This window comes from Shinella zoogloeoides, from assembly GCF_020883495.1.
Taxonomy (GTDB): domain Bacteria; phylum Pseudomonadota; class Alphaproteobacteria; order Rhizobiales; family Rhizobiaceae; genus Shinella; species Shinella zoogloeoides.
Genome location: NZ_CP086610.1, coordinates 3,905,850 through 3,918,814 on the forward strand (window position 1 = coordinate 3,905,850; position 12,965 = coordinate 3,918,814).

The window sequence follows — 12,965 nt, forward strand, 5'->3', positions numbered from 1 at the left end:
GTCGTTCCTCCGTTCCGTGCAGGCCGGGTGATCCCCCTCCGTCCCGGTCGCCCTTGCACCTTGCACCCCCCGGTCTCGCCGACGGGCAGGGTTGCAGCGCAGCGCTGCGCTCCAACCCAAGCCCACGAAAGGAAAGACCATGTATCACCAGCTCGCCACCCGGTTCGGCCGCAACTCCCATCAGATCAGCGGGCGCGAGCCGCTGGATAACGAGGCGCTTTATCGGGATGTCCCGTCAATCTTCGCCAGCGAAGCCCATGACAGCCGTTCCGAGCGCTACGTCTACGTCCCCACCATCGACATCGTGGAGGGGCTGCGCCGGGAAGGATGGTTCCCGTTCTTCGCCGTGCAGTCGGTTCCGCGCGACGGTTCGCGCCACGGCCACGCCAAGCACATGCTGCGCCTGCGCCGGGATGGCGGTATCGGCAAGCCGGAGGCGGCGGAAGTCATCATCGTCAACAGCCATGACGGGACCAGCGCCTATCAGATGTTCGCGGGGATGCTCCGTTTCGTTTGCACCAACAGCATGATTGCGGGCGAGCGGTTCGAGGAAATCCGCGTTCCCCACAAGGGCGGCATACAGGATCAGATCATTGAAGGCGTCTTCACCGTCGCCGAAGACTTCCCCCGTCTCATCGACGCCAGCGAGACCATGAAGGAAATCACGCTCAACCCCGACGAGCGCCGCGTGCTGGCCGAGGCGAGCCTTGTCGCTCGCTATGGCGAGGAGGAAAGCCCCGTGCGCCCCGATCAGATCATCGAGCCGCGCCGCCGCGAGGATGTCGGGCAAAGCCTCTGGACCACGTTCAACGTCATTCAGGAGAACGTCATTCGCGGCGGGCTCAATGGCCGCAAGCAGAACGCGGAAGGGCGTATCCGCCGCAGCCAGACCCGCGCCATCAACGGCATCGACCAGAATGTGACGCTCAACCGCGCGCTCTGGACGCTGGCGGAAGGAATGCAGAAACTGAAGGGCGCTTGATCCCGAACGCGACAGGGCCGCCACCCCCGGCGGCCCTTCCTTTCGCAACGATGCGGGGCGGGAAAAATTGCGCCGATCCGGCATTGCGGATCGGCGGCTCGCCGGACTACGCCCGGCTCGCAAAACGACAGCAGACGGTTAAGATAGCAGTAACCAGAATCGGTCGGTTCCGCCGCACGACGTTTCGTGCATCACCGGCTTCAACCATCTAAAATTGTTTCAGATTCTCTCTAGCCGGGGTGCCTGCACGGCCCCCGTGTAGAGAGGTTACGCTATGCTGAACATCGATTGGCGTTCAGCGGCGGAATATCGACACACGAAGTCTATTCCGGCCGCCGGCTTTGCTTGGGAATATCTACGCCGCGATGGCGATTATCATCGCGAGTTTCACGCAATCACGCGCATCCGCGAACCCAGCGCCGAGCAATTGGCCACGTTCACGCGGAATTGGGGGTTGCAATTTCGCAGGCGATCCCGAGACACCCGCCGACCAGCAATCCCTCTTCTGGCAACCCGGCCTTCGCCCTCAAGCCATCGAGCTGTCACCCGTTGACCATCGCGACGGATCGACCGAGCCCATAGTCCGGCTCGCGCATCTCGCCGGCCTCGATCTCCGCCGTGCGCCCGATGGCTGGCACGGCATCTGGCAGGTTGATGGCGTGACGCATCAATTCTGGCTGTCCAGGGCACCGCCGGATGCGGCGTGCTTCTACGCCACCAGCCAGATCATGGACGATTTCTACGAATTGCGAAGCCACGCGGCGCGGCGCTTCTGGCGATCCATCAAGGGGCGCTCGCCCGGCCCGGACTTCCGCGCCATGCCCGCCCAGCTCCGCGAGTTTCATATCCTCTCGCTGCGGGCGCTCGATGCACGCCTGCGCGGCGAGAGCTACCGCACCGTCGCAGAAGTCCTGCTCGGCTTCCACGGCAGCAAGGAGGATTGGGAAGTCGATCCTCGCAAGAACAAGGCCCGCCGCCTCGTCGCCAACGGCATCAAGATGATGAAGGGCGGCTATCGGCTCCTACTGCACTATCCGATCAGACCCGGCTCCTGACCGACGCGCCGACGCGCGCCCGGCGGGGTGCCGCCCGCGCATAGGCGCAAATGCGGCACGCTACCGGCCGCCGATCCCTCGCCATGGTTCGCCATAGCCCGCCGCCACGACGGCAGCGCGCATCAACCCATGATCCAGAGGTGATCCCATGGCCATCCGCCCGACAGCGGAGATGCCGCCGCGCCTGCTGCGCACACAGGAAGCCGCGCGCTTCCTCGGCATCTCCATCCGCACCCTTGAGAAGCATCGCACCTATGGCACCGGCCCGATCTATCGCAAGGTCGGCGGCCGCGTCCTCTACACCATCCACGATCTCGAAGCCTGGACCGAGATCGGCACCCGCAAATCCACGAGCGACAAGACGGCCGGCACGGTTTTTCCGGCCCGCCCGCTGACGCCGCAAGAGCGGGGCGAGTGCTGAATGCTACGCGACGACGATCATAGCCCCGCCGACGCGCACGGCCGCGATTCCAGCGAACGCAGCCGCCTCGACCCCTTCGTAGTCGCGACCGGCGACGCCGCGCCCCGCGACCAGCGCGACCTCATGGAACGCCCGTTCTTCTCGCTCGCCAAGGCGAAGCGCACCGCACCGATCCTCTACGAATCCGCCGGCGTCCGCGTCGAGGTGTTCGCCGGGGCCGATTGCGGCATGGCGACCATCTGGGACGCCGACGTGCTGATCTGGGCGGCCTCGCAGATCGTCTCGGCCGAGAACAACGGCCTGCGCACATCGCGCTTCTTCCGCTTCACGCCCTATCAGCTCCTCATGGCGATCGACCGCGCCACCGGCGCGCGTGAATATCGCCTGCTGAAGAATGCGCTCATCCGCCTGCAATCGACGTCGATCCGCACGACGATCCGGCAGGGCGAGCAGTGGCGGCGGCATCAGTTCTCCTGGATCAACGAATGGGAGGAGCTGATCACCCGCGACGGCCGTGTCGAGGGCATGGAATTCGTCCTGCCGGACTGGTTCTATCGCGGCGTCACCGACCGCTCGCTGGTGCTGGCGATCGACCCAGCCTACTTCCGGCTGACCGGCGGCATTGAGCGCTGGCTGTATCGCGTCGCCCGAAAACATGCGGGACATCAGCCGCACGGCTGGCTGTTCGAGGTCGCGCACCTTCACCAGAAATCCGGCTCCATGGCGCGGATCTCGGATTTCGCGCTCGACCTTCGCCGCATCGCCGCGAAGCAATCGCTGCTCGGATACCGCCTCGAAATCTACCGCGAAGGCCGCCGCGAGCTGTTGCAAATCCGGCCCGAAAACCTGTCCACAGTGCCTGTTGAAAAGGGTGTGGAAACACTCGTGACTTCGGGCGCAAAGGGTATCGGGACTTCGGGCGCAGCCCTATCGGGACTTCGGGCGCACGGACCGCAGTTAAGTCTTTGGCCCGACAAGCGGAATCCGACCGCTAACTTAGAGTCTAACAGAGAATCTAACTTTTCTTCTGAGGCGCACGCGCACGCGAGGCGTGGTGCCGGTGCCGCTCGTTCCGTCGCCGAGGTGCTGCGCGACCTGCTCCCGCCCGACCCATCCGACAGCAACGGAGGGCGGCGCTCATGAGTGGCAACGCCTCCCATCGTGCGCCTGGCCGTCCGCAGCCGGACGGGCCTGCGCCCTTCACCACGCTGGTCGAGCTGACCTTCGAGAAGCGCCGGGTCGAGCATTGGATCAGGTTCGGCCGCAAGAGCTACGAACAGATCCTCGACCGCCGCCGCAGCGTCGTCGGCTTCGCGCCCGGCAGCATCTTCGCCTTCGTCCGCTGGGCGGCCGGCGAGCATGGCACCGTCGTCTCGCGCATCGACATCGCGCGGGCCATCCGGCGCGGCGAGCCGTTCCAGACGCTGCCCTTCGTCCGGCCTGGCGGCGACATCCTGCTTCGGCTCGACGGCTGGCCCAAGGTCCAGCGCGCGCTTGCCGCGATCGACGCGGTGGAAGCGCTCAGCGTCGATCCGGCCGACGCATCGCCCGATCACTGGCGGCACGTCCATAACCGGCTCAGCGCCGGGCTGGAGCCGAACGCCTACACACCCGAACGCCATGCCGCGTGGATCGGTCGCCGGAGGATCGAGCCATGAGCCGCCACCGCATCCTCGGCGTCGCGCTGCTCGCCGTCGTCGCCGCCGCCGCGCCCATCGCCATCGACATGCCAATGAGGTTGCTCTGGAACGCGACCGCCAGCGCGCCGATCGGCTTCTATGCGATCGAGCCCGCTGACCGGCTGACCGCGCCCGAGCTTGTCGCCGTCATGCCGCCCGAACCGCTCGCCGCCTTCATGGTCGGGCGCGGCTATCTCGGCGAAAGCGTGCCACTGCTGAAGCGCGTCGCCGGTCTTCCCGGCCAGCGGGTGTGTCGCACCGGCCGCGCCGTCACCGTCGACGGCGTGGCGCTGGGCGACGCGCTCGACCGCGACCGGATCGGCCGCGCTCTGCCCGTCTGGCGAGGCTGCCGCGCCATCGCGCCCGGCGAACTTTTCCTCATGAACAGCGGCGTCCGCGACAGCCTGGACGGCCGCTACTTCGGTCCGCTTCCGGCGAGCGCCGTCGTCGGCCGCGCGCGGCCGCTCTGGACCGACGAAGACGGCGACGGCCGCTTCGTCTGGCGTGCGCCGACGCGCTGACCGCTTCCCCATCGGCGGGAGCGGTGCCCGCCAACTGCTTTTTCAACACCACCGCAAAGGAGACTATCCATGCCGCAAATCGGTCAGTTCCATCGCGACGCATCCGGCTTCGCTGGAGAGCTTGTCACGCTCACCCTCAAGCGCGAACTCGTCATCGTCCCTGCCGAGCATTCCGACGCCGAGAACGCGCCGGACTACCGCGTTCACATCGTCGCTGACGACGGCCCGGAGGTTGGCGCGGCGTGGAAACGCACCGGCGAGAAGGCCGGCGAATATCTCTCCGTGCTGCTCGACGATCCCGCCTTGCCGCAGCCAATCCGCGCGAACCTGTTCCGCGACGACGATGCTGGCGCGTCGTGGTCTCTGCACTGGACCCGCCTCAAAACGCGTGAAGAGCGGGACTGAAGCCATGCGGTCCTCAGTCATCACAGCGCTCAAAGTTCTCATTCCTTTGTTCGCGGGAAAGCCGTCTCATTCCTTAGTCCCGCTCGGCGACCAGACGGCCGGCGCCCGCAGCGAAGGTCAAGGGCGGCCATCGGCCGGCGCTCCGCGCGTACCCTTGACGGCAGCGAGCACGCTGGCAGGCTGGCGTCGTGGCGGAGACAGGTCCACCCGGCGCTATGCCGTGCTGCTTGCGCTGGCCGCGCTTGCGATCACGTCGGGGCCGGTCGTTGCGGTCGCGCAATCCGCCGTCATCGCGCGCACCGCCGCCGATCCCCATGGCGCGCATATCGCCGAAGCGTCGCAGCGCTTCGGCATTCCCCAGCACTGGATTCGCGCCGTGCTACGCGCCGAGAGCGCGGGCGACGTGCGCGCGATCTCGACGGCCGGCGCGCAGGGCTTGATGCAGGTCATGCCCGACACCTGGTCGGACCTGCGCGTGCGCTACCGGCTCGGCCGCGATCCCTATGATCCGCGTGACAACATCCTCGCGGGCACCGCCTATCTGCGCGAGATGTGGAACCGCTACGGCAATGTCGCGGCGATGCTCGCCGCCTACAATGCCGGTCCCGGCCGCTATGACGATCATCGCGAAAAGGGTCGTCCGCTGCCCGCCGAAACCCGTGCTTATGTCGCCGCGCTGCTCCCGCTTCTCGGCGGCGCGGCGACGTCGGGTGAACCCGAACGCCGTTCCGAGCCGCCGCCGGATTGGCGGGATGCGCCGCTCTTCATCATGCGCGCGACCGACCGGCGAGCCGCAGCCGAACCGTCCTCCGAGACACCATCCGGCGAGCAATCGGGTGACGGTCGCGCTGCCGTTCCGGTGCGCGATCCCCTCGATGCGGAGCCGCAGCGCGGCGCCATGTTTGTCGCGCGCGCGAACGACCAGGAGCGGCGATGAGCATCGCGTCCTCGCGTTCGCGCGTGCTTCCTCCGGTGTGCAGTCAGGTCGGGGGTCGCCTGACTGCATTCCCGGCTGGAAGGTCAGGAAGGGCAGAAAGGGTGGAGGGCAAGATAAAGGAAACCGGCACTCCGTTGGCGCGGTTTCGGGGCAAGCCCTTGTCTGCACACTGTTTTGGGGCGGCGCTGGCGGCACCTTGGTTTTGGATGCCGCGTGTCGCGCCTTCGCGCAAAGCCTTGGCTTTACTGGATTTTGAACGGCACCATAGGTCGAAATCGCCCGTTTTCCGTGGTTTTGCCCCGGAGGTGCTGGCTTGAGCGACGACGAGGAATTCCGCTTCCGACCGAGGCCGGGCCGGGTGCGCGCCGATGCGCCCAAACTCGGCAAGGCCAAGAGCTTCTTGACCCAGGCGAAGAAGATCGCCCGCCAGCATAGCAACAGCCCGTCGCGGGGCTCGTCATCATCATCATCATCGTCGCCGTCGTCGCAGCGGTCCCGGTCGCAGGGCATCGGCAAGGGCGCGAAGGCGTCGCGGTCGAGCAGCGGGCCGGGCCTGAAACGGGGACGCGGCGCGGCGTTCGTGCGCGCTCGCACCCTGTCGGGCGGGTGGAAGCACAGCGCGCCCGGCGTGCGGCGCGTCGTCGTCAAAACCCGCTATGTCCAGGGCGCGGGCAAAAACGGCAAATCTGCCGCCCATCTGCGCTATATCCAGCGCGACGGCACCTCGCGCGAGGGCGAGCGCGGCCAGCTCTATTCGGCCGGCGAGGACCGCGCCGATGGCGCGGCCTTCGTCGAGCGCGGCACTGAGGATCGCCATCAGTTCCGCTTCATCGTGTCGCCCGAGGACGGCGCGGACCTATCGGACCTCACGGCCTATACCCGCGACCTCATGGCCCAGGTCGAAACCGATCTCGGCACCCGGCTCGATTGGGTCGCGGTCAATCACCACAACACCGGCCATCCCCATGTCCATGTCATCATCCGCGGTGTGGACGAGCTGGGCGAGAACCTTGTCATCAACGGCGACTATCTCGCCAACGGCATCCGCGAACGGGCGAGCGATCTGGCGACGCTGGAGCTTGGTCCCGTCACCGAGATTGAGCAGAGCCGCAAGCTCACCGCCGAGATCGGCCAGGACCGTTTCACCCGTATCGACCGCGCGATGACCGCCGAAGCCGAGGACCGCTTCATCGACTTGCGCAACGAGCCCGCCGATCCGGGCCGCCAGCGCGACCGGACCTTGCGCCTGCGCCGTCTGTCCAAGCTGGAGAAGATGGGCCTCGCCACCGAGCACGCGCCGGGCGTCTGGGAATTGAGCGAGCGGATGGAACCGACGCTGCGCGAGCTGGGCGAGCGCGGCGACATCATCCGCAACATGCACAAGGCGCTGAAGGCCGATGGGCTCGACCGAGATCCGACGACGTTCCAGCTTCACGACGCCGCGCCCGAAGTCCCGATCGTCGGCCGCGTGGTCGACAAATATCTGACCGACGAGCTGGGCGAGAACCTGACCGTCGTGGTCGACGGGATCGACGGGCGCACCCATCATCTGCCCGGCATAGACCCGGCCCGCATCGAGGACGCCCGGATCGGCAGCGTGGTCGAGGTCGGCCCGGCCGAGACCGCGAGCCGGCCATCGGATCGCACCATCGCGACAATCGCCGAGGGCGGCGTCTATCGGCCGAGCCGCCATCTCGAACAGGCGAAGTTCGAGGGCCGCGTGCCGGGCGGCGACTATGACGGCTATGTCGATGCGCATGTGCGCCGCCTGGAGGCGCTGCGCCGCGCCGGGATCGCCGAGCGGATCGACGCCGACCAATGGCGCATCCCCGAGGATTTCGAGAGCCGCGCCGCCGCCTATGACGCCGGCCGCAATCGGCAAGCCAACATCCGCATCCTCTCGGCCACCCGGCTCGAACAGCAGATCGGCGCGGACGGCGCGACCTGGCTCGACCGGCGGCTCATATCGCCCGAGATGTCCGACCTTGCGCCGACCGGCTTCGGCCAGCAGGTGCGCGACGCAATCGACCGCCGCCGTGAGCATCACATCGAGCGGGGCGACGCGACGCCCGGCCCGAACGGCGGGGCGATCTATCGGCGCAATCTCCTCGCCACGCTGCGCGCCCGCGAGATCGAGCGCATCGGGGGCGAGATGGCCGCGACGAAGAACCTGCCGTTCCGCGCCGCGAGCGACGGCGAGAAGGTCAGCGGCAAGTTCACCGGGACCGTCCAGCTATCGAGCGGCAAGTTCGCCGTGGTCGAGCAGAGCCACGAGTTCACCCTGGTCCCGTGGCGGCCGGTCATCGACCGGCATCTCGGCAAGGAGGTGAGCGGCATCGCCCAAGGCGGTTCGGTGTCATGGCAGTTGGGGCGGCAGAAGGGACTCGGCCTCTAGCCACCTCCAGGCGGCCTCCCCTTATCGAAACGGTGAACGCGGGGACGCTTCCTTTTGGCGCGCGATCAAAAATTCTGCCTGAGTTCCGAGGGCGTCGCGCCATAGGCGTCTCGAAACGCCCTGTTGAAGGTGACGAGGTTTCGGAACCCGCAAGCAAATGCGATGTCGATGATCCGGTAACGGCTGCACGCGGGATCGCGCAACATGGTGAGCGCCCGGTCCAGCCGCCGTTCCCGAATATAGCGGCCGATGCTCAGGCCCTCGCGTTCGAAATCCTTTCGCAACTGGCTCTGCGAGATCGAGATATGATCCGCGACGTGCTCGTCATTGAGGTCCGGATTGTCGAGGTTTTGGCGGATGTAGCGGCGCGCTTCCTCCAGCCGCTCACGGCTCAAGACGCCAAATCTCGCTTCGCCCTGAAGCGGCGCCGGCCTGGTGGAGGAAGCCGCGGCCGCGATGATATCGGCGATATGGTCCGGGGCGAATTGATTGATCAGCGGCGTCGTCAGCCCTGCAGGGTCGACGAGCATAGCGAGATAGGCCTGGATCAACCCCTGGAGCGGGGTGGAGGCCGGAACGACGGACATGAGACAATCTTCGACACCGGCATAGCGCAAGCGGACATGATCGCGCTCCGTCTGTACCGCGACCAGATTGCAGTTTCCGTCGCTGACGCGAATGAGCGAGGGTTCACACTGCTCAATCACGACGGATGCGCCGGAAGCAAGCTCGACGCTTCTGCGGGACTGATCGACACAGAGCGAGGAAGGGCCGGCGTTGAGAAGCAGGACGAGGTTATTCGTGTTCTGGACGGTGATATTCTCGCGGGAGCGCGTGATCGACTTCACCGTGCCCCGGATCGACCCGATGGAAACCTGCCCGGCCTTGGCGATGCTCAACTCACCCTTGAAGGCTGTTTCCATGACCGGATCGGCATGCAGATGAGCATAGCCCGAGGAAAGGGACGAGATCCACTGTTCCCGGCGCAGCGCTTCTCCTCCATCGAGATCGGCGGAGCTGTAACGTATCCTCTCCACAGATCCCCCTTTGATCGCATGCATCAAGTCGTTGCCTTGGACCTGTGCCTCGAAACGCCGTCATCGCAAAATATAGATTGAAGAACAGACCGTTTTTCGAAAGCTTTAGTTGCTGTTCAGATGGTTCGGTTGGTCGTCACGCCAACGCGTTCACACTGGTTGGGATCATCGTTCCCAAATGAACGCCGTCCCTGCCGATATTGATGATAGCGTCGTATCAGCAGTTGTCAAAAATGACTATGAAATTGGTCATTTTTGGTAAGACGAAATCTCACCCGCTCTTTATTGCTCGGCAAGAGCGGCGACGGGCGTGTTTTCCGCATCTGACAGATGGGGAGCCTGACATTGCAAAGAGTGCGCTTCTCCTCGGATGAGCTACCGGGGTCTCCGGAGGGGCACTCCCGCTTCCATCTTTGGCGCGATCATGTGAATTCGACCGCCCAAATCGGCGCGATCGAGTTCGGAGCGCCCAGCACCAGCCCATTCACGGCGATGATCGAAGCCATGCCGCTGGGGCCTGTGACCTATGCCAGGATGGTCGGGACCATCAATCGGGTGTCCCGGACGAAGCAGAACCTACGCGCCACCGAACGCGATTCCTATCAGCTCGTCATCAACCTCGGCGCCGATATGCTTGAGGGCACCTACGGCAAGCAGGATTTGAGGCTCGCGCCAGGCGGCGCCTTTCTCGACGGGATGGAACCGCAAGACATCCAGGGGGCCGATCACAACGATTGGGTGAGCATGAGCTTTCCCAAAAAGGTGCTGGAAGACCGCTTTTGCCGGATCGGCGCCAAACAGGGTCTGGCGATCGCGCCCGATCAGGAACCGCTGCTCCTGCTGCGCCGCTACCTCAAACTGCTCGACAAGGACGCCATGCCGTCCTCTGACATGCTGACCAGCCATATCACCGAGACGATCATCGATCTGGTCGGTCTGGCCACGGGTGCGAAAGGCGACGAAGCCGACGTCGCAAGTCTCGGCGGCGTGCGTGCCGCCCGGCTGCAAACCATCCTCGCAGCGATCCGCGACAACTATTCCGATCCTGCCTTCGGCGTGCAAATGCTCGCCGCGCAGTTGGGTATGACGCCCCGCAGTTGGGTATGACGCCCCGCTATGTAAACGTGCTGCTGTCCGAGACGGGAGCCGGGCTAACGGAACGGGTGCTGGAACTGCGCCTGTTGCAAGCCAAGGCAATGCTCAGCGAGCCCCGCTGCTTCAACATGCGGATCGGCGAAATCGCGCTGCGATCAGGCTTCAGCGATGTCTCCTACTTCAACCGATGCTTCAAGCGGCGCTTCGGTTGCAGTCCCCGTGGCGCGCGATAGTTCGCGCGACGGCAACGCCAGGCACTGACGAACGCGGCCGGACGCGCCACAGGTCACTTCTGCACCGGAAATTGGAGAGCGCTACGTGCAGAAAATGATCTTTTCATCTGCCGAACTGCCATCGGATCTCAACGACAAGGCGCGTTTCAACCTGTGGCGCGACATCTATACCGCAAAGATCGGCGCAGTGGAGTTCGACACCTCCGACGGCAACCCCTTCCAGGCGAAGATCGAGGCCCTGCCGATAGGCGAAATCACCTATGCAACCACTGTCGGCACCGTCAATCGCGTCGTGCGAACGCCGCAGCACCTGCACGCCGACACCCACGACAGCTATTCGCTGATCATCACCGAGGCAGCCGGCTTCGGCGGAAATTATCGTGGAAATGAAATAGACGTCGAGACCGGCGGCGCCTTTCTCGACGGGGCGGAGCGACTGGATTTTCGCGGCGCGGACTTTTGCAGATGGTCGAACATCAGTGTGCCGAAGCAGCTTCTGCATGCGTCCTTCCCCAAGATCGTCGACAAACAGGGCCTTCCGATCGCCGCGAACACCGAATCCCTGGTTCTCCTGCGTCGGTATTTGACGATTCTGGAAGCCGGTGGAGCGCCGACCGTCCCAAGCCTGATCCAGCATGTCTCGACGACCCTGCTCGATCTCGTTTGCATGGCCGTCGGCGCCAAGGGCGAGGATGCCGAACTGGCGGGCCTGCGCGGCGTGCGCGCCGCTCGTCTGCAGGCAATCTTGGACTGCATCCAGAAACACTATTCAAACCATGCCTTCACGGCGCAGATCGTCGCGAGCGAGCTGAACCTGACGCCGCGCTATGTGCATCACATTCTGTCGGAGACAGATCGCGGCTTCACCGACCGGGTTCTGGAGTTGCGCTTGCAACGCGCGAAATCGATGCTGGGCGATCCGCGTTTCCTGACGCTCCGCATCAGCGACATCGCCCTGCAGTCCGGCTTCAGCGACATCTCCTATTTCAATCGCTGCTTTAAGCGCCGGTTTGGTTGTAGTCCGATGGCCGCACGGTAGGTTTCAAGGCTGATAGCGCATCGCCTCCACCGCTCACGACGCTGTCGTCTTCGAAATGGGGTTGGCCGCAACGCGCGATGCAACCAGCCGGTCGCTTCAAGTTATTCCTGGATATTGTGGCAGGTATATCCGCATCTAAATCGCCAACGATAAGAAGCTCTGACTCGCAGGTAAGGGTTTGACATCATTGAGCGTTAGAACTAGGCATATTCATCATGAATTCGAATAGCGCGCCCATCTCCCGTCACAACGGCACCTGCCTTCAGGCTGCTGTTCTGCGTGCGCGCGGCGGACGAGGTCTCTGCGTCCAGTTGTGATGTCCGGGTGCTTGGTGCGTTCGGCTAATAGCTGGACGTAAAGCTCCGAGATATCTTCAAGGATGCCAGGGAGACAGGCACCGTGCTCAATCTTTTCAATATTAATTCGCTCGTCCACTGGGAAGAGCGCGAAATCAACATGCGTGACCACATGGTACGCTTCTTCTCTGAGGAGGTGCGAGCCTTCCTCCGACGGGAAAATCCTGCTTGGGACGTTCGCCGGGTCGAGGCGCCGGTACTAACGCCTCGCGAGCTGATTTCAGATGCTTATACGAATGCCGACATCTGGGTTCAGGAACAACTCGCAGACACCGATACGCCGCTGGTATTGCGGCCCGAAACGACGCCTTCAACCTATGTTTATATGCAGCATATCCTCAGCAACCATTCGAAGACGCGTCTGCCGCTCTGCGTCTGGCAAGCAGGCCGTTCATATCGCCGTGAACAGGAGCAGCCGACAAAACACATGCGGCTGAAGGAGTTCTGGCAACTGGAATTCCAATGTGCCTACACCGCCGACAGCGGCAACGATTATCATGCGGCTGCGCTGGAACCCGTGCGGCGGATGATCGCTTCGCTGATTCATCTGCCAACACGCATTGTGCCATCTGATCGGTTGCCGGCCTATTCGCAAACCACGATGGACGTGGAAGTCGATAACGGTGACAAATGGATGGAGGTTTGTTCGATTTCCCGCCGTACTGACTTTCCCGACCGATACCGAGCGCAACCGAAGAAAGGTCCGGCGGTAGAGCAGGACATCTTGGTGCTTGAAATCGCAATCGGGCTGGATCGATGCCTCTACAATTGGGACATTGCGTCAAGACGATGAATTTCGGAGGCCGGGCT

General features: G+C 64.3%; 16 protein-coding genes. 14 read left to right on the forward strand and 2 right to left on the reverse strand.

Annotated elements, in window-relative coordinates; translation table 11 throughout:
* Positions 1-139 precede the first annotated feature (139 nt).
* Together K8M09_RS19200 and K8M09_RS19205 are read left to right on the forward strand one after the other, a co-directional pair.
* Positions 140-982, forward strand: a complete 843-nt coding sequence (locus K8M09_RS19200; protein ID WP_160787325.1) for a DUF932 domain-containing protein — start codon at positions 140-142, stop codon at positions 980-982.
* Positions 983-1,256: 274 nt separating this feature from the next.
* Entirely contained in the window at positions 1,257-1,535 is a 279-nt protein-coding gene (locus tag K8M09_RS19205) for a transcriptional regulator domain-containing protein (RefSeq protein WP_229342024.1), read from the forward strand.
* Here the strand turns inward: K8M09_RS19205 and K8M09_RS23670 are convergent.
* Complete coding sequence (locus tag K8M09_RS23670; protein ID WP_267500185.1) at positions 1,525-1,650, reverse strand: hypothetical protein; 126 nt, start codon at positions 1,648-1,650, stop codon at positions 1,525-1,527. The two genes, K8M09_RS19205 and K8M09_RS23670, sit on opposite strands and share 11 nt — an antisense overlap.
* Here K8M09_RS23670 and K8M09_RS19210 point away from each other — a divergent pair.
* The 8 genes from K8M09_RS19210 (at position 1,642) to K8M09_RS19245 (ending at position 8,395) form a co-directional block, all read left to right on the forward strand.
* Positions 1,642-2,037 carry a DUF2285 domain-containing protein gene (locus K8M09_RS19210; RefSeq protein WP_456154549.1) on the forward strand — a complete coding sequence of 132 codons (396 nt, stop codon included), beginning with the start codon at positions 1,642-1,644 and terminating at the stop codon, positions 2,035-2,037. The two genes, K8M09_RS23670 and K8M09_RS19210, sit on opposite strands and share 9 nt — an antisense overlap.
* Before the next feature lie 148 nt (positions 2,038-2,185).
* Complete coding sequence (locus tag K8M09_RS19215; protein ID WP_170299552.1) at positions 2,186-2,458, forward strand: helix-turn-helix transcriptional regulator; 273 nt, start codon at positions 2,186-2,188, stop codon at positions 2,456-2,458.
* Entirely contained in the window at positions 2,459-3,601 is a 1,143-nt protein-coding gene (locus tag K8M09_RS19220; protein WP_160787327.1) for a replication initiator protein A, read from the forward strand. It abuts the gene before it with no gap.
* Entirely contained in the window at positions 3,598-4,116 is a 519-nt protein-coding gene (locus K8M09_RS19225; RefSeq protein WP_160787328.1) for a DUF2840 domain-containing protein, read from the forward strand. Before K8M09_RS19220 ends, K8M09_RS19225 begins: the two co-directional genes overlap by 4 nt.
* The gene (locus K8M09_RS19230) at positions 4,113-4,658 is read left to right on the forward strand and encodes a S26 family signal peptidase (RefSeq protein WP_160787329.1); all 546 of its coding nucleotides are present in this window, start codon (positions 4,113-4,115) and stop codon (positions 4,656-4,658) included. Before K8M09_RS19225 ends, K8M09_RS19230 begins: the two co-directional genes overlap by 4 nt.
* Before the next feature lie 69 nt (positions 4,659-4,727).
* Positions 4,728-5,063 carry a DUF736 domain-containing protein gene (locus K8M09_RS19235; protein ID WP_160787330.1) on the forward strand — a complete coding sequence of 112 codons (336 nt, stop codon included), beginning with the start codon at positions 4,728-4,730 and terminating at the stop codon, positions 5,061-5,063.
* 4 nt (positions 5,064-5,067) lie between these two features.
* Positions 5,068-6,000 (forward strand): lytic transglycosylase domain-containing protein, encoded by a 933-nt coding sequence (locus tag K8M09_RS19240; RefSeq protein ID WP_160787331.1) that lies wholly within the window; start codon positions 5,068-5,070, stop codon positions 5,998-6,000.
* A 1,273-nt stretch (positions 6,001-7,273) separates the two neighbouring features.
* The gene (locus tag K8M09_RS19245; RefSeq protein WP_229342414.1) at positions 7,274-8,395 is read left to right on the forward strand and encodes a DUF3363 domain-containing protein; all 1,122 of its coding nucleotides are present in this window, start codon (positions 7,274-7,276) and stop codon (positions 8,393-8,395) included.
* A 65-nt stretch (positions 8,396-8,460) separates the two neighbouring features.
* On the opposite strand, the gene K8M09_RS19250 is transcribed toward K8M09_RS19245, so the two are convergent.
* Positions 8,461-9,456: a helix-turn-helix transcriptional regulator gene (locus K8M09_RS19250; RefSeq protein ID WP_160787333.1), complete on the reverse strand. Its 996-nt coding sequence runs from the start codon at positions 9,454-9,456 to the stop codon at positions 8,461-8,463.
* Positions 9,457-9,858: 402 nt separating this feature from the next.
* Here K8M09_RS19250 and K8M09_RS19255 point away from each other — a divergent pair, with 402 nt between their 5' ends.
* From K8M09_RS19255 to K8M09_RS19270, 4 genes are all read left to right on the forward strand, one after another.
* Positions 9,859-10,539 carry a hypothetical protein gene (locus K8M09_RS19255; RefSeq protein WP_160787334.1) on the forward strand — a complete coding sequence of 227 codons (681 nt, stop codon included), beginning with the start codon at positions 9,859-9,861 and terminating at the stop codon, positions 10,537-10,539.
* Positions 10,536-10,760 carry a helix-turn-helix transcriptional regulator gene (locus K8M09_RS19260; RefSeq protein ID WP_160787335.1) on the forward strand — a complete coding sequence of 75 codons (225 nt, stop codon included), beginning with the start codon at positions 10,536-10,538 and terminating at the stop codon, positions 10,758-10,760. The genes K8M09_RS19255 and K8M09_RS19260 overlap by 4 nt, the downstream gene beginning before the upstream one ends.
* Positions 10,761-10,854: 94 nt before the next feature.
* Entirely contained in the window at positions 10,855-11,799 is a 945-nt protein-coding gene (locus K8M09_RS19265; protein WP_229342417.1) for an AraC family transcriptional regulator, read from the forward strand.
* A 456-nt stretch (positions 11,800-12,255) separates the two neighbouring features.
* Positions 12,256-12,948, forward strand: a complete 693-nt coding sequence (locus tag K8M09_RS19270) for an aminoacyl--tRNA ligase-related protein (protein ID WP_170299558.1) — start codon at positions 12,256-12,258, stop codon at positions 12,946-12,948.
* Positions 12,949-12,965: the final 17 nt, after the last annotated feature.